The organism is Kribbella pratensis (genome assembly GCF_004366075.1).
GTDB lineage: Bacteria > Actinomycetota > Actinomycetes > Propionibacteriales > Kribbellaceae > Kribbella > Kribbella pratensis.
This window is the reverse complement of record NZ_SODU01000003.1, coordinates 1,102,607-1,117,941: the sequence shown is the minus strand read 5'-3', so window position 1 is coordinate 1,117,941 and position 15,335 is coordinate 1,102,607. Positions and strand designations below refer to the sequence as shown.

Sequence of the window (15,335 nt, the reverse complement as noted above, 5' to 3'; positions counted from 1 at the left end):
CATCGTGCTCGACGTGAACTTCTTCGACGAGCTTCGGATCGGCCTTGCGACCGCGGATGAGATCCGCCAGTGGTCGCACGGCGAGGTCAAGAAGCCCGAGACGATCAACTACCGGACGCTCAAGCCCGAGCGTGACGGTCTGTTCTGCGAGAAGATCTTCGGTCCCACCCGGGACTGGGAGTGCTACTGCGGCAAGTACAAGCGCGTTCGCTTCAAGGGCATCATCTGCGAGCGGTGTGGCGTCGAGGTCACCCGCTCCAAGGTGCGCCGCGAGCGGATGGGCCACATCGAGCTGGCCGCGCCGGTCACCCACATCTGGTACTTCAAGGGTGTCCCGTCGCGGCTCGGCTACCTGCTCGACCTCGCCCCGAAGGACCTGGAGAAGGTCATCTACTTCGCGGCGTACATGATCACCGACGTCGACGAGGAGTCGCGGCACCGCGACCTGTCCTCGCTCGAGGGTCGCGTGGACGTGGAGCGCAAGCAGCTCGAGAACCGTCGTGACAACGACATCGAGCAGCGGATGAAGAAGCTCGAGGAGGACCTGGCGCAGCTCGAGGCCGAGGGCGCCAAGGCCGACGTACGCCGCAAGGTCAAGGAAGGCGCCGAGCGGGAGGTCAAGCAGCTGCGCGACCGCTCGCAGCGCGAGATCGACCGCCTCGACGAGGTCTGGACCCGGTTCAAGAACCTGAAGGTCCAGGACCTCGAGGGCGACGAGATCCTCTACCGCGCCATGAAGGAGCGGTTCGGCAAGTACTTCGAGGGCGCCATGGGCGCCGCCGCGATCCAGCGCCGGCTGGAGACCTTCGACCTGAAGGCCGAGGCGGACAACCTGCGCGAGACGATCAAGACCGGTAAGGGCCAGCGCAAGACCCGCGCCCTGAAGCGGCTGAAGGTCGTCACCGCGTTCCTGGCGACGAACAACAGCCCGATGGGCATGGTGCTCGACTGCGTTCCGGTGATCCCGCCGGACCTGCGGCCGATGGTCCAGCTCGACGGTGGCCGGTTCGCCACCTCGGACCTGAACGACCTGTACCGCCGGGTGATCAACCGGAACAACCGGCTCAAGCGACTGCTCGACCTGGGCGCGCCGGAGATCATCGTCAACAACGAGAAGCGGATGCTGCAGGAGGCCGTCGACGCGCTGTTCGACAACGGCCGCCGTGGCCGTCCGGTCACCGGTCCGGGCAACCGGCCGCTGAAGTCGCTGTCCGACATGCTCAAGGGCAAGCAGGGCCGCTTCCGTCAGAACCTGCTCGGCAAGCGCGTCGACTACTCCGGCCGTTCGGTCATCGTGGTCGGCCCGCAGCTGAAGCTGCACCAGTGCGGTCTGCCGAAGGCGATGGCCCTGGAGCTGTTCAAGCCGTTCGTGATGAAGCGGCTGGTCGACCTCAACCACGCGCAGAACATCAAGTCCGCCAAGCGGATGGTCGAGCGTCAGCGCGCCCAGGTCTGGGACGTGCTGGAAGAGGTCATCACCGAGCACCCGGTCCTGCTCAACCGTGCACCAACCCTGCACCGGCTGGGTATCCAGGCGTTCGAGCCGCAGCTGATCGAGGGCAAGGCGATCCAGATCCACCCGCTCGTCTGCTCCGCGTTCAACGCGGACTTCGACGGCGACCAGATGGCGGTGCACCTGCCGCTGTCGGCCGAGGCGCAGGCCGAGGCCCGGATCCTGATGCTGTCGACGAACAACATCCTGAAGCCGGCCGACGGTCGTCCCGTCACCATGCCGACCCAGGACATGATCATCGGCATCTACTTCCTGACCATGCTGAAGGAAGGCGCCCTGGGCGAGGGCCGGGCGTTCAGCTCGGTCGCCGAGGCGATGATGGCCTTCGACCGCAACGAGCTGTCGCTGCAGGCCAAGATCACCATCCGGCTCAACGGTTCGGCCGCACCGCAGGACGCGGCCGAGACGGCGAACGGCGGCTTCGCGCTGGAGACCACGCTGGGCCGGGCGCTGTTCAACGAGGCGCTGCCGACGGACTACCCGTTCGTCGACACCGAGGTGGGCAAGAAGCAGCTCGGCGGGATCGTCAACGACCTGGCCGAGCGGTACACCAAGGTCGAGGTCGCGCACGCCCTGGACGCGCTGAAGGACCTCGGTTACTACTGGTCCACGCGTTCCGGCGTGACGGTGTCGATCGACGACTTCAGCACGCCGCCGTCCAAGCCGGAGATCATGGCACGGTACGAGTCCCAGGCCGAGAAGGTCCAGAAGCAGTTCGAGCGGGGTCTGATCACCTCGTCCGAGCGGCGTCAGGAGCTGATCGAGATCTGGACCGGCGCCAACGCCGAGGTCGGTAAGGCGATGGAGGAGAACTTCGCCAAGGACAACCCGATCTGGATGATGGTGCACTCGGGAGCCCGAGGCAACATGATGCAGATCCGGCAGATCTCCGGTATGCGTGGCCTGGTGGCCAACCCGAAGGGCGAGATCATCGCCCGGCCGATCAAGTCCAACTTCCGTGAGGGCCTGTCGGTGGTCGAGTACTTCATCGCCACCCACGGTGCGCGGAAGGGTCTGGCCGACACCGCGCTGCGGACCGCCGACTCGGGGTACCTGACCCGTCGTCTGGTGGACGTGTCGCAGGACGTGATCATCCGCGAGGAGGACTGCGGCACCGAGCGGGGCCTGCCGAAGCAGATCGGCGAGAAGGACCCGTCCGGCAAGGTCGTGCACGCCGAGAACGTGGAGACCAGCGCGTACGCGCGGACCCTGGCCACCGACGCCCTGGACGCCGACGGCAACGTCGTGCTCGCCGGCGGCGCCGACCTGGGCGACGTGTCGATCGCGAAGCTGGTCGCGGCCGGGATCGAAGAGGTCAAGGTCCGGTCGGTGCTCACCTGTGACGCCAAGACCGGTACCTGCGCGAAGTGCTACGGCCGTTCGCTGGCGACCGGCAAGCCGGTCGACATCGGCGAGGCGGTCGGCATCATCGCGGCCCAGTCCATCGGTGAGCCGGGTACGCAGCTGACGATGCGGACCTTCCACACCGGTGGTGTCGCGGGTGATGACATCACCCACGGTCTGCCGCGTGTGGTCGAGCTGTTCGAGGCGCGTCAGCCCAAGGGCAAGGCGCCGATCTCGGAGGCCGCGGGCCGGATCGCGATCGAGGACACCGACAAGACCCGGAAGCTGGTGCTCACCCCGGACGACGGTTCCGAGGAGGTCGCCTACCCGGTGTCGAAGCGTGGCCGCCTGCTGATCGAGGACGGTCAGCACGTCGAGGTCGGTCAGCAGCTGACGCAGGGTACGCCGGACCCGCAGGAGGTTCTGCGGATCCTGGGTGTCCGCAAGGCGCAGGAGCACCTGGTGGACGAGGTCCAGGAGGTGTACCGGTCGCAGGGTGTGGCCATCCACGACAAGCACATCGAGATCATCGTCCGGCAGATGCTGCGCCGGGTCACGGTGATCGAGTCCGGCGAGGCGAACCTGCTGCCGGGCGAGCTGGCGGACCGGATCATGTTCGAGGCGGAGAACCGTCGCGTCGTGGCCGAGGGCGGTACGCCGGCCTCCGGTCGTCCGGTGCTGATGGGTATCACCAAGGCCTCGCTGGCGACCGAGTCGTGGCTGTCGGCCGCCTCCTTCCAGGAGACGACCCGCGTCCTCACCGAGGCCGCGATCCACGGCAAGTCCGACTCGCTGGTCGGTCTGAAGGAGAACGTCATCATCGGCAAGCTGATCCCGGCCGGTACGGGCATGGACCGGTACCGCAACATCCGGGTGGAGCCCACCGAGGAGGCGAAGGCCGCGATGTACTCGATGGTCGGCTACGAGTCGTACGACTACGACTTCGGCCCGTCCAGCGGTCAGTCGGTCCCGCTCGACGACTTCGACCTCGGTTCCTACCAGAACTGAGCCGAGTCACCACGCCCCCCGCGGGCGATGAAGAACTGATACCAAGGGCGGCGCTTCCCGAACCGGGAGGCGCCGCCCTCGCGCTGTCTCCGAACCCCTGGCCGTTGGCTCCCCAAACCGGTTTGGGGAGGCCAACCGCCCGTTTTGGGGAGAACAACCTCCCCAAACTGGCTAGGCGGCGTTGCGAGCGACGGAACAACTGGCCGAGCAGGCGCGCGCGGTGCCGGCCCAGCCTCGAAGGCGGAGGGCAGTAGCCACCTGTGCGGCTGCCAGGCACGGCTCGTCGACCAGTTGGTAGCCAAATCGCAGGGTCAGCTCGCCGCTCATCGCCGTGGAATTGTCCCGGTGCATGTCGCGCCACCGCGACTCGGAGTCCGAATGACCGGCGTGCCCGTCGAGCTCGATGACGAGTCCGTAGGGCGAGTACCGGACATCGCGATATCGGACCCTTCGGCCAGACCCGTCCGTCGACTCGACACGGACCTGTCGCTCAGCGGTCGGCAGGGCATGCGCCCGCTCGACTCGGCGCAAGTAGACCTGCTCCAGGAACGACTGCACACCGTCCGCCGCGTCCAGCACGATCCGGCGGAGCACCTGGCGAGCGGGCAGTCTGGTGAGCGAGTCGAGTTCGGCGAGCAGACGCTGGGGAGTAGTGGCGCGCTGACGGCAGACATCGAGTAGCAGAGCGGCCTGCCGGGAAGCGTTCGGGTCGGCGCTCGCTCTCATCAGAGCCGCGACCTCGATCCGCACGATCGGGGGTGTCCGGGAACCGTGTAGTTGCGCTGCGAAACCGCGATGGCGGCTGACGAGAATCCCGGCCCGCTGGTCGACCCTGCGCGGATGCGGTACCGCGAGGTGAATGCGATCGTCTCCTCGAACTTCCTCGACGCCGTACCAGCGCAGCGCCGTTGCTCCGGTGAGGGCGGCATCCGGGGCGTAGGCGAGCCAAGCGGCCCAGACCCTGGTCTCCCACGGCAGCGGCCCGGTGAAGTCGACGTACACACCGCCGTGGACCCGCTGAATCTGCCGCGCACGGCACCGCCGCGAAAGGACCTTGTCCGTGATCCCGTGCGCGACCGCCTGCTGTCTGCTGAAGGCGCCCGACTGCCGCTGACGCAGCTCCCTGAACAATCGGGTCAGTCTCTCGGCCGTCTCGTCAGGTTGGTCGGCGTCCCGCACCGCTTCGACGTTTCGCATGGCGACTCCTCTCGACGGATCGCCTGCGGATCCGCTGCCAGAGAAGATGCACCGCCCGCCACCTGTCCCGCCCGACCATTCGCCTCCTGTGCACACCCGATGCGAGCCACCACCCCCTTCCGACGCCGAACTCTCGTGGCACCCTCCCTCGCCCAAACCGGTTCGGGGAGTCGAGCAGCTCGATCCGGGGGGATGATCCTCCCCGGTTTGGATGGGTCTCGTCCCCGAACCGGTTTGGGGAGTACTTCGTCCGGGGTGGGTGGTGATTCTTGTCGGGGCGACGGAGAGGGAGGGGACGGGGTGATCGGGTGGCGCGTGAGGTTTGGGCGCGAGGGTGCGGTGCTTCTGAGTGTTTGGTGGTGGTGCGATTTCCTGGTCCTTGCGGACCTCGTGAGGCGGTTTGGAAAAGACACTCGGGGTGGCGGCTGTAAAGGTGCGCGGGATGCGCCAAGATTGGTGCATGACGGATCTGCCGGCCTACCTGCGGCCTTTCGTCTTGGGGGTTCTGGAAGGTTCTGACGTACGCGTCGATCGCCTGGGGGAGATCGACCTGTACCGTCCGCCCGGTACCGCCCGAGGCGGAGCAATTCTCTTTGTGCACGGGGGACCTGGGCCTGCCGGCCTCGAGGTGATGCCTCGGGACTGGCCGGTCTACAAGGGCTACGCGACGGCTGCCGCCAGGCGGGGCCTGGTGGCCGCGGTCGTCGACCACAGCCTGATCCACGGCCTCGACCGACTGGTCGCGGCCGCGGACGAGGTGGAGGCAGCGGTCGGCGTACTGCGTTCCGACCCACGGGTCGACCCCGATCGGGTCGGACTGTGGTTCTTCTCCGGCGCCGGCCTGCTGGCCGGGGAGTGGCTGGACAGCCGCCCCGACTGGCTGCGCTTCGTCGCCCTGACCTACCCCCTGCTCGCCACCCCGCCCGGTGTCGACGATTTGGTAACCGCCGCCGAAGTGATCGGCAAACACAAGGACCTGCCGGTGCTGCTGACAAGAGCTGGACTCGAGCGTGAGGAGCTCGCCGGTCCGGTAGCGGAGTTCGTCTCCGCGGGCGGCGCCGCGCTGGACATCATCGACGTACCGAAAGGGCACCACGGGTTCGACATGCTCGACCACACCGAAGAATCACGCGCCGCCGTGACCAAGGCTCTCGACTGGGCGATCGCCCACCTCGGCGAAGAGCCTGGCGCGGACGGCAAGCTCCTCGTCCCACCACCTCCAGCCAAGAAGAAGACGACCTCGACCCGCCGTACGACGCCTGCCGCCAAAGCACCTGTCGCGGTGCAGCAAGTCCCAGCTCCGGCTGAACCCGCCACTCAGCCGGCCCCTGCCGCCCCTGCCGTCCCTGCAGCGGTCCCGGCACCTGTCCCCGCACCCGTCGTCCCGGCCGCGGCCCAGCCGCCGCTGGCGGGCCTGGGAGCCGCGACGGTCGCGGCCGTCACCGCCGACACCCCGGCCGCGCGGGTGATCGGCCGTGAGCACGCGGCGTACGACGCTCACGACCTCGAGGCCTTCCTGGCCATGTACTCGCCGACCGCCCGGATCCGGCTCGCGGACGGCTCCGAACTGAAGGGCCGCCGGTTCCTGCGCGAGTTCTACCGCCCGCGCTTCGCCGCCGGCCGCTGCAAGACCGAGGTCGTCCAGCGGCTGATGCTGGGGGAGTGGGTGGTCGAGCACGTGATCAGCTACGACGACGGCGAATCCACCCCGCAACTGGCCCTCTACCGGGTCGCCGACGGCCTGATCACGGACGTCGAATTCCGTGCCTGACCCGATCGACCACCTGACCGAGTTCGAGCGCGCGGCCGACGATTTCGCGGCCGCCCTCGGACGGGTCGATCCCGGCGCGGCCGTGCCCGCCTGTCCCGGCTGGACCGTCGCCGACCTGGCCCTGCACCTGGGGTCAGGTCAGCGCTGGGCCGCGGCGATCCTGCTCTCCGGCGCCGCCCAGAAGGTGCCGGAGGTGCTCCGGACGACGATCTCCTGGCCGGACTGGTACGCCGGTACGACCGCGGCGTTGCTGGCCGCGATCCGTGCGGTCGACCCGGACGAACCGTGCTGGAACTTCGCCCCGGTGGATCAGCGCGCCGGATTCTGGGCCCGACGGCGTCTGCATGAGACAGTCATCCACCTGGTGGACCTGATCCAGGCCGGGGTCGCGGCGGGCGAACAGGTCGACACTGGTCTGGCCGTCGTACCTGCGGCTGTCGCGGCCGACGGTGTGGACGAGGTGTTCGAGGTGTTCCTGCCCCGGCTGCTGGCCCGCGGGTTCGCGCCGGCGGTGACCCGGCAGGTCGGCGTGCGGGCCACCGACACCGGGCACGAGTGGACGCTGACGCCTGTGTCACAAGGCGATCGGCCGCTCGTCGAGCGGGGCAAGGCGGCCGGTGAAGCGGTCCTGTCGGGCACTGCGTCCGACCTCGACCTGTGCCTGTGGAAGCGCTTGCCGGGAACGGTCCTCACGGTCGAGGGAGACGCAGCGGTCGCGGCCGACTTCCTGGCCGGAAGGGCCACGGCGTAGACCCTGTAGACTGAAAGCGCGGAAGCCTCTCTACCGCGGCCAGTTACTCATTTTGACCGTGCTTGAGGCACCCGCTAGTCTTAACGATCGTGCCCGGGGTCTTTCCTGGGCCGTCATGCGTGCCCCTCGTCCAACGGATCGGGCCGCGTGGCACGGGACTCCTGCCGACAGTCTGAAAGATTACGGCTTCGGTCTGCTCGTGCGCACGCGACACACCCGACCGCGGGGGTCAGGCAAAAGCTACAAACCCAGCCGGACGACAGAAAGAGACCCACGCGGTGCCCACCATTAACCAGCTGGTCCGCAAGGGCCGCCAGGACAAGGTGTCCAAGAACAAGACGCCCGCCCTGAAGGGTTCCCCTCAGCGTCGTGGTGTGTGCACGCGCGTCTACACGACCACGCCGAAGAAGCCGAACTCCGCGCTTCGCAAGGTTGCGCGTGTCCGCCTGACCAGCGGTATCGAGGTCACCGCCTACATTCCCGGCGTCGGCCACAACCTGCAGGAGCACTCGATCGTGCTCGTGCGTGGCGGTCGTGTGAAGGACCTCCCGGGTGTCCGGTACAAGATCATCCGCGGTTCGCTCGACACCCAGGGTGTGAAGAACCGGAAGCAGGCCCGCAGCCTCTACGGCGCGAAGAAGGAGAAGAGCTAATGCCGCGCAAGGGCCCCGCCCCGAAGCGCCCGGTCATCATCGACCCGGTCTACAGTTCGCCGCTCGTCACCCAGTTGATCTCCAAGATCCTGGTCGACGGCAAGAAGCAGATCGCGCAGAGCATCGTCTACAGCGCGCTCGAGGGCACTCGCACCAAGACCGGCACCGACCCGGTGATCACGCTGAAGCGTGCGCTGGACAACGTGAAGCCGAGCATCGAGGTCAAGAGCCGTCGAGTCGGTGGCGCCACCTACCAGGTGCCGATCGAGGTCAAGCCCGGCCGGTCCACCACGCTGGCGCTGCGCTGGCTGACGATGTACTCGCGGGCCCGTCGCGAGAAGACCATGTCCGAGCGCCTGATGAACGAGATCCTGGACGCGTCCAACGGTCTCGGTGCATCGGTGAAGCGCCGCGAGGACACGCACAAGATGGCCGAAGCCAACAAGGCTTTCGCCCACTACCGCTGGTGACCCGGAGTCCGATCCGGACTCCAGCCCTCACCCCTTTGACGCAGTACAGAATCGAGAGGTAGACCACCGAGGTGGCCGTACAAATCACCACCGACCTGGCCAAGGTCCGCAACATCGGGATCATGGCCCACATCGACGCCGGCAAGACGACGACGACCGAGCGGATCCTCTTCTACACCGGTATCACCTACAAGATCGGTGAGGTCCACGACGGCGCCGCCACGATGGACTGGATGGAGCAGGAGCAGGAGCGCGGCATCACGATCACGTCCGCCGCGACGACCTGCACCTGGAAAGACCACACCATCAACATCATCGACACCCCGGGCCACGTCGACTTCACCGTCGAGGTGGAGCGTTCGCTGCGCGTCCTCGACGGTGCCGTCGCTGTCTTCGACGGTGTCGCCGGCGTGGAGCCGCAGTCGGAGACGGTCTGGCGTCAGGCCGACCGGTACGGCGTACCCCGCATCTGCTTCGTGAACAAGCTGGACCGGACCGGCGCGGAGTTCATGCGCTGTGTCGACATGATCGTCGACCGGCTGGCCGCGGTGCCGCTGGTGCTGCAGCTGCCGATCGGGTCCGAGGCCGACTTCATCGGCGTCGTCGACCTGATCGGGATGCGCGCGCTGACCTGGCGCGGCGAGACCACGATGGGTGAGGACTACACCGTCGAGGAGATCCCGGCGACCCACACCGAGATCGCCGCCGAGTGGCGCGACAAGCTGATCGAGACGCTGGCCGAGGCCGACGACGAGATCATGGAGCAGTACCTCGAGGGCGACGAGCCCACCCAGGAGCAGATCGTCGCGGCCATCCGGCGGGCGACCATCGCCAGCAAGCTGACCCCGGTCCTGACCGGTACGGCGTTCAAGAACAAGGGCGTCCAGCCGCTGCTGGACGCGATCAACGCCTACCTGCCGAGCCCGATCGACGTCCCGGCCATCGAGGGCCACGACGTCAAGGACGCCGAGCAGGTCGTGCTGCGCAAGCCGGACGACAGCGAGCCGTTCTCGGCGCTGGCGTTCAAGATCGCGGCCGACCCGCACCTGGGCAAGCTGACCTTCATCCGGGTGTACTCGGGCAAGCTCGAGACCGGCACCCAGGTGCTGAACCCGACGAAGGGCCGCAAGGAGCGGATCGGCAAGATCTACCGGATGCACGCGAACAAGCGTGAGGAGATCGCGTCGATCGGCGCCGGCCACATCGTCGCCGTGATGGGCCTGAAGGACACCACCACCGGTGAGACCCTGTGCGACCCGGCGAAGCCGGTCGTGCTGGAGTCGATGCAGTTCCCGGCCCCGGTCATCTCGGTCGCCATCGAGCCCAAGTCGAAGGCCGACCAGGAGAAGCTGGGCGTCGCGATCCAGCGGCTCGCCGAGGAGGACCCGACCTTCCAGGTCCGGACCGACGAGGACACCGGCCAGACGATCATCGCCGGTATGGGCGAACTGCACCTCGAGGTGCTGGTCGACCGGATGAAGCGCGAGTTCCGCGTCGAGGCCAACGTCGGCAAGCCGCAGGTCGCCTACCGCGAGACCATCAAGAAGAAGGTCGAGAAGGTCGACTACACGCACAAGAAGCAGACCGGTGGTTCGGGTCAGTTCGCGCGTGTGATCATCAACATCGAGCCGACCTCGGTCGAGGCCGGCGGCGAAGGCGGCTACGAGTTCGTCAACTCCGTCACCGGTGGCCGGATCCCCCGGGAGTACATCCCGTCGGTGGACGAGGGCGCCCAGGAGGCGATGGAGTTCGGCGTACTGGCCGGCTACCCGATGGTGGACGTCAAGGTCACGCTGACCGACGGCGCCTACCACGATGTCGACTCGTCCGAGCTCGCCTTCAAGATCGCCGGCTCGATGGCCTTCAAGGATGCCGCCCGCCGGGCGAACCCGGTCATCCTGGAGCCGATGTTCGCGGTCGAGGTCACCACGCCCGAGGACTACATGGGTGAAGTGATCGGCGACCTCAACTCCCGCCGTGGCCAGATCCAGTCGATGGACGAAGGTCCTGGTGGCAGCCGGGTCGTCAAGGCCCTGGTGCCGCTGTCGGAGATGTTCGGGTATGTCGGTGACCTGCGGTCGAAGACCCAGGGCCGCGCGTCCTACTCGATGCAGTTCGATTCCTACGCCGAGGTTCCGAAGAACGTGGCGGAAGAGATCATCAAGAAGGCCCGGGGCGAGTAGTCTCTCGCTCCTGACCACCACACCCCAAGCGCGTCGGCGTACGGCGTAGTCAACATTTATCTAGGAGGGCCCCAGTGGCGAAGGCGAAGTTCGAGCGGACTAAGCCGCACGTCAACATCGGCACCATCGGTCACATCGACCACGGTAAGACCACTCTTACCGCGGCGATCACCAAGGTGCTGCACGACAAGTACCCGACGCTCAACGAGGCATCGGCCTTCGATCAGATCGACAAGGCGCCGGAAGAGCGTCAGCGCGGTATCACCATCTCGATCGCGCACGTCGAGTACCAGACCGAGGCCCGGCACTACGCCCACGTTGACTGCCCGGGTCACGCGGACTACATCAAGAACATGATCACCGGTGCGGCTCAGATGGACGGCGCGATCCTGGTCGTCGCCGCCACCGACGGCCCGATGCCGCAGACGCGTGAGCACGTGCTGCTCGCCCGTCAGGTCGGCGTGCCGGCGATGGTCGTCGCCCTGAACAAGTGCGACATGGTCGACGACGAGGAGATCCTGGAGCTCGTCGAGCTCGAGGTCCGCGAGCTGCTCTCGGAGCAGGAGTTCGACGGCGACAACGCGCCGATCGTCCGCGTCGCCGCTCACCCGGCGCTGCAGGGCGACGCCAAGTGGGGCGAGTCGATCCTCGAGCTGATGAACGCGGTCGACGAGTACATCCCGCAGCCGGAGCGCGAGATCGACAAGCCGTTCCTGATGCCGGTGGAGGACGTCTTCACCATCACGGGTCGCGGCACGGTCATCACGGGCCGGATCGAGCGCGGTGTCATCAAGGTCAACGAGACCGTCGACATCGTCGGTATCCGTCCGGAGAAGCAGACCACCACGGTCACCGGTATCGAGATGTTCCGCAAGCTGCTCGACGAGGGCCAGGCCGGTGAGAACGTCGGTCTGCTGCTTCGTGGCACCAAGCGCGAGGACGTCGAGCGCGGCATGGTCGTCATCAAGCCGGGCACCACGACCCCGCACACGAACTTCGAGGCGTCGGTCTACATCCTTTCCAAGGAGGAGGGCGGCCGTCACACGCCGTTCTTCCAGAACTACCGCCCGCAGTTCTACTTCCGCACCACCGACGTCACCGGTGTCGTCACGCTGCCCGAGGGCACCGAGATGGTCATGCCGGGCGACAACACCGACATGTCGGTCGAGCTGATCCAGCCGATCGCCATGGAGGACGGTCTGAAGTTCGCGATCCGTGAAGGTGGCCGCACCGTCGGCGCCGGCCGGGTCACCAAGATCATCAAGTGATCTCATGAGGTCCGCGAGGGCTCGAGAACTGAGCCCTCGCGGACCTCTGCTTTGCGCCTGATCCGGCGCTCAGGTGGTACCGGATCGGGCGTGAAAGCTACCGATTGGCGTTTCGATGCCGATCGATGGCACAATATTCAGGTTGCTCAGGCGAGGCCGCCGGGGTGCGCCCCAGATCTTCTTGATCTGGCTGGTGCGCTGGACCGGAGACGTTGCCGAGGTTCCGGTCCGAGACCGGGCCCCGATCTCCAATCCAGGTCGACGAAGCGGTGGGTCACGCGCGTTCCGCGCACGCGACACACCCGACCGCGGGGGTCGGAGCGACGAAGGCGAAGACGATAGAGAAGGACAAAGCGAAGCGATGGCGGGACAGAAGATCCGCATCCGGCTGAAGGCCTACGACCACGAGGTCATCGACAGCTCGGCACGCAAGATTGTCGACACGGTGACGCGTACTGGTGCGAAGGTTGCTGGCCCGGTGCCGTTGCCGACGGAAAAGAACGTGTTCTGCGTCATCCGCTCGCCGCACAAGTACAAGGACAGCCGCGAGCACTTCGAGATGCGCACCCACAAGCGGCTCATCGACATCATCGACCCCACGCCGAAGACCGTCGACTCGCTGATGCGTCTCGACCTGCCGGCCGGCGTCGACATCGAGATCAAGCTCTGAGGGACGCGAACAGCCAATGAGCAAGCTAAAGAACACGCGCGGTCTGCTGGGCACCAAGCTCGGCATGACCCAGACCTGGGACGAGAACAACCGCGTCGTCCCCGTGACCGTGGTCCAGGCCGGCCCGTGCGTCGTCACCGAGGTCCGTACCTCGGCCAGCCACGGGTACGACGGCGTCCAGATCGCCTTCGGCGACATCGACCCCCGCAAGGTGAACTCGCCGATGCGCGGCCACTTCGAGAAGGCCGGCGTGACCCCGCGCCGTCACCTGCTCGAGCTGCGGACCGCTGACGCCAGCGAGTACACCCTGGGCCAGGAGATCAAGGCCGAGGCCTTCGAGGCCGGCGAGCGGGTCGACGTTTCCGCGACCAGCAAGGGCAAGGGTTTCGCCGGTGTCATGAAGCGGCACGGCTTCCACGGTCTGCGCGCCACCCACGGTGTGCACAAGAAGCACCGCTCGCCGGGTTCCATCGGCGGCTGCGCCACCCCGGGCCGGGTCTTCAAGGGCCTGCGGATGGCGGGCCGGATGGGCGCCGAGCAGGTCACCACCCAGAACGTCTCCGTGCACGCGGTGGACACCGAGCGCGGCCTGATCCTGCTGAAGGGCGCCGTTCCCGGCCCCAAGGGTGGTCTGGTGCTGATCCGCAACGCCGCGAAGGGAGCTGCGAAGTGAGCACCGTCGACGTCGTCGTCGTGAAGGGCGACAAGGTCAGCAAGAAGGGTTCCGCCGAGCTTCCGGCCGAGCTGTTCGACGTCCAGGTCAACGTGCCGCTGATCCACCAGGTCGTGGTGGCCCAGCTGGCCGCGGCCCGCCAGGGTACGCACAAGGCGAAGACCCGGGGCGAGGTGTCCGGCGGTGGCGCCAAGCCGTACCGCCAGAAGGGCACCGGTCGCGCCCGTCAGGGCTCGACCCGCGCGCCGCAGTTCACCGGCGGTGGCGTCGTCCACGGCCCGGTGCCGCGCGACTACAGCCAGCGGACCCCGAAGAAGATGATCGCCGCCGCGCTCCGCGGTGCGCTGTCCGACCGGGCCCGTGACGGCCAGGTGTTCGTGGTCGAGAGCTTCGTGGACGGCGACAAGCCCTCCACCAAGTCGGCCCTGAAGGTGCTGGGCGAGGTGACCGAGCCGGGCAAGGCGCTGGTCGTCGTCGACCGCGCCGACGAGCTCACCTGGCTGAGCCTGCGCAACGTGCAGCACGTGCACCTGATCGCCGCCGACCAGTTGAACGCGTACGACGTTCTGGTCAGCGACGCGGTCGTGTTCACCAAGAGCGCGCTCGACTCCTTCGTCGCCGGCGCGCCCAAGGGCAAGTCCGTCAAGGCCGTCGCAACGTCGACTGAGGCCGAGGAGGTAGAGGCATGAGCCACGGAGTCAACAAGGACCCGCGTGACGTGCTGCTCCGGCCGGTCGTGAGCGAGAAGAGCTACGGCCTGCTGGACGAGCAGAAGTACACGTTCGAGGTCGCACCGGACGCCAACAAGACCGAGATCAAGCTCGCGGTCGAGAAGGTCTTCAAGGTCAAGGTCAGCGACGTCAACACCCTCAACCGCAAGGGCAAGCGGCGCCGGACCCGGTCCGGCTTCGGCAAGCGCCCGGACACCAAGCGGGCGATCGTCACCCTCAAGGGCGACGACCGCATCGACATCTTCGGAGGCCAGTCGTAATGGGAATCCGCAAGTACAAGCCGACGACGCCGGGCCGCCGTGGCTCGAGCGTGGCCGACTTCGTCGAGCTCACCCGTTCGACCCCTGAGAAGTCGCTGCTGCGCCCGCTGCCGAAGAAGGGCGGCCGGAACAACTCCGGCAAGATCACCACCCGGCACCACGGTGGCGGTCACAAGCGGGCGTACCGGCTGATCGACTTCAAGCGGTACGACAAGGACGGCGTGCCGGCCAAGGTCGCGCACATCGAGTACGACCCGAACCGGACCGCGCGGATCGCGCTGCTGCACTACGTGGACGGCGAGAAGCGCTACATCCTCGCCCCGTCCAACCTGAAGCAGGGCACGGTCGTCGAGAACGGCCCGGCCGCGGACATCAAGATCGGCAACAACCTGCCGCTGCGCAACATCCCGGTCGGCTCCACGGTGCACGCCGTCGAGCTGCGCCCGGGCGGTGGCGCCAAGATGGGTCGCTCGGCCGGCGCCAGCATTCAGCTGGTCGCGAAGGAAGGCCGGATGGCGACCCTGCGGATGCCGTCCGGCGAGGTCCGGATGGTCGACGTGCGCTGCCGCGCCACCCTCGGTGAGGTCGGCAACGGCGAGCAGTCGAACATCAACTGGGGCAAGGCGGGCCGGATGCGCTGGAAGGGCAAGCGCCCGACCGTCCGCGGTGTCGCGATGAACCCGGTCGACCACCCGCACGGTGGTGGTGAGGGTAAGACCTCGGGTGGTCGCCACCCGGTGTCCCCGTGGGGCCAGCCGGAAGGCCGGACCCGCACCCGCAAGGAAAGCGACCGAATGATCGTCCGGCGCCGCAAGGCCGGCAAGAAGCGCTGATAGGGAGCCG

Annotated in this window: 13 protein-coding genes; 12 read left to right on the top strand and 1 reads right to left on the bottom strand. The window is 67.4% G+C overall.

Annotated features, from left to right (window positions below):
- The first annotated feature begins 4 nt into the window (after positions 1–4).
- A complete protein-coding gene (locus EV137_RS29635; RefSeq protein ID WP_133789417.1) occupies positions 5–3,865 on the top strand; it encodes a DNA-directed RNA polymerase subunit beta' in 3,861 nt (1,286 codons plus the stop codon).
- Between the two features lie 171 nt (positions 3,866–4,036).
- Here EV137_RS29635 and EV137_RS29630 read toward each other — a convergent pair whose 3' ends face one another.
- Positions 4,037–5,062, bottom strand: a complete 1,026-nt coding sequence (locus EV137_RS29630) for a type IV toxin-antitoxin system AbiEi family antitoxin domain-containing protein (RefSeq protein WP_134131560.1) — start codon at positions 5,060–5,062, stop codon at positions 4,037–4,039.
- 460 nt (positions 5,063–5,522) lie between these two features.
- Here EV137_RS29630 and EV137_RS29625 point away from each other — a divergent pair, with 460 nt between their 5' ends.
- The 11 genes from EV137_RS29625 to rplB all read left to right on the top strand — a co-directional run bounded on the left by EV137_RS29625 (position 5,523) and on the right by rplB (position 15,325).
- Positions 5,523–6,833: a nuclear transport factor 2 family protein gene (locus tag EV137_RS29625; RefSeq protein WP_134131559.1), complete on the top strand. Its 1,311-nt coding sequence runs from the start codon at positions 5,523–5,525 to the stop codon at positions 6,831–6,833.
- Complete coding sequence (locus EV137_RS29620; protein WP_134131558.1) at positions 6,826–7,584, top strand: maleylpyruvate isomerase N-terminal domain-containing protein; 759 nt, start codon at positions 6,826–6,828, stop codon at positions 7,582–7,584. Before EV137_RS29625 ends, EV137_RS29620 begins: the two co-directional genes overlap by 8 nt.
- Positions 7,585–7,862: 278 nt before the next feature.
- Positions 7,863–8,237 carry a 30S ribosomal protein S12 gene (rpsL, locus tag EV137_RS29615; RefSeq protein ID WP_130384649.1) on the top strand — a complete coding sequence of 125 codons (375 nt, stop codon included), beginning with the start codon at positions 7,863–7,865 and terminating at the stop codon, positions 8,235–8,237.
- The gene (rpsG, locus tag EV137_RS29610; RefSeq protein WP_134008543.1) at positions 8,237–8,707 is read left to right on the top strand and encodes a 30S ribosomal protein S7; all 471 of its coding nucleotides are present in this window, start codon (positions 8,237–8,239) and stop codon (positions 8,705–8,707) included. The genes rpsL and rpsG overlap by 1 nt, the downstream gene beginning before the upstream one ends.
- Positions 8,708–8,829: 122 nt before the next feature.
- The gene (gene fusA, locus EV137_RS29605) at positions 8,830–10,890 is read left to right on the top strand and encodes an elongation factor G (protein WP_238175703.1); all 2,061 of its coding nucleotides are present in this window, start codon (positions 8,830–8,832) and stop codon (positions 10,888–10,890) included.
- Between the two features lie 74 nt (positions 10,891–10,964).
- Positions 10,965–12,158: an elongation factor Tu gene (gene tuf, locus EV137_RS29600; protein WP_131465688.1), complete on the top strand. Its 1,194-nt coding sequence runs from the start codon at positions 10,965–10,967 to the stop codon at positions 12,156–12,158.
- Positions 12,159–12,519: 361 nt separating this feature from the next.
- A complete protein-coding gene (gene rpsJ / locus EV137_RS29595; RefSeq protein ID WP_012923688.1) occupies positions 12,520–12,828 on the top strand; it encodes a 30S ribosomal protein S10 in 309 nt (102 codons plus the stop codon).
- Between the two features lie 16 nt (positions 12,829–12,844).
- Complete coding sequence (rplC, locus tag EV137_RS29590) at positions 12,845–13,501, top strand: 50S ribosomal protein L3 (RefSeq protein WP_133789412.1); 657 nt, start codon at positions 12,845–12,847, stop codon at positions 13,499–13,501.
- Positions 13,498–14,190: a 50S ribosomal protein L4 gene (rplD, locus tag EV137_RS29585; protein WP_134008549.1), complete on the top strand. Its 693-nt coding sequence runs from the start codon at positions 13,498–13,500 to the stop codon at positions 14,188–14,190. The genes rplC and rplD overlap by 4 nt, the downstream gene beginning before the upstream one ends.
- Complete coding sequence (gene rplW / locus EV137_RS29580) at positions 14,187–14,492, top strand: 50S ribosomal protein L23 (protein WP_130384643.1); 306 nt, start codon at positions 14,187–14,189, stop codon at positions 14,490–14,492. The genes rplD and rplW overlap by 4 nt, the downstream gene beginning before the upstream one ends.
- The gene (gene rplB / locus EV137_RS29575) at positions 14,492–15,325 is read left to right on the top strand and encodes a 50S ribosomal protein L2 (RefSeq protein ID WP_131286351.1); all 834 of its coding nucleotides are present in this window, start codon (positions 14,492–14,494) and stop codon (positions 15,323–15,325) included. The genes rplW and rplB overlap by 1 nt, the downstream gene beginning before the upstream one ends.
- Positions 15,326–15,335 lie beyond the last annotated feature (10 nt).